Source organism: Streptomyces sp. ActVer (assembly GCF_027270795.1).
GTDB lineage: Bacteria > Actinomycetota > Actinomycetes > Streptomycetales > Streptomycetaceae > Streptomyces > Streptomyces umbrinus_A.
On the sequence record NZ_JAPWHT010000918.1, the window covers coordinates 1 to 1167 of the forward strand.

At 74.2% G+C, this 1167-nt stretch carries 1 pseudogene; it reads left to right on the forward strand.

Annotation, left to right across the window (positions count from 1 at the left end):
- Nucleotides 1-1167: pseudogene (locus tag O3Q52_RS53335) on the forward strand (hypothetical protein); the annotation flags it as partial.

Here is a 1167-nt window from a genome sequence, read left to right on the forward strand (position 1 = left end):
GGACTCTGGACCGCGGCGGCAGCCGTACTCTCGGCCGGAACGGCCGGTACAGGAGCGGTCCTTGAGGCCGAGTTGCTGCGCGCCGCCCACACGGCACGTCTGACGGGCCTCCATCGCGCGGAGGCCGCGGCCCTGAGCGTGGTGCGCTGTCTGCGCACGACGCGCGACCCGTACAGCCCGGGCAGACTCACCGAGTTGGTGACCGCGCTGCGCGAACTCCTCCTCGTCGCACACCTGTTGAAGGCCGGAGACCCCGAGCCCGCGCTGATCGGCGCCGTCCGACGCAACCACCGCCCCGACGGGTCGCTGCGGCTCTACGGCGTCTGCCGCGAACCGGTGATCGGCGCCGACGACCTCGGCGGGGTGGTCACGCATCTCATCGACGACGACGGCCGCTGGTACACGCTCCGCGACGTCCAGCCCGGCGGCCCGGCGCGGGCGAGACGGGCCGGTACCGCCCTGGTCGCCATCCGGAGCTTCCTGAGCGACCACTTCCGGGTGTCCCGCGGCGGCCTGATCATCTCGGGAGCGACCGTCTCCCCGGAGGGCCGCCTGCTTGCGGAAAGAGGCGTCCGTGCCACCTTCGCCGCCGGACGCCCCTGGACCGAGGCCGCGTCGGCGACGGTGTTCGCCCGCCCGCTCGCAGAGTCCGCTGCCGTGCGGTTCCCGGCGTCGCTCGTGGGTGACCCCGGAGGGGCCGGTGATCACGAAGGGACAGGTGACCCCGAAGGCGTCGGGTACGCCCGTCCCCTGATCGGCTGTGATGTGGAGATCGCCGCGGCCGACGGCGAGGATCTGCTGGTCCGTGAACTGCCCTGCGGAGGCGACGCGTTCGCGGACGGCCGGCCCAACCCCGGTGCACCGTTCCGGCTGGCCCCGGCGCACAGCCACCCCGCTCTCGCCCACACCGCCAACTTCCATCGGCTGGGCGCCCGTCCCGGGCTGCGGATCCGGGTCCTCGGCCGCCTCGACCCCGACCGGGTCACGACCCTCCGCGCGCTCGCCGTCGGCCCCGTACCCGGCACGGAGGCGACCCTGCGTCTCCCGGACGACTGGCGGGGTCGCGCCGATCTCGGCTACGACGTCCTCCTCGGCGACCACTTCCCGCCGGACATCCCCTCTCCGTCCCCGCCCTCCCCCTCTACCTCCCCCGGCTTCTCCTCCTGG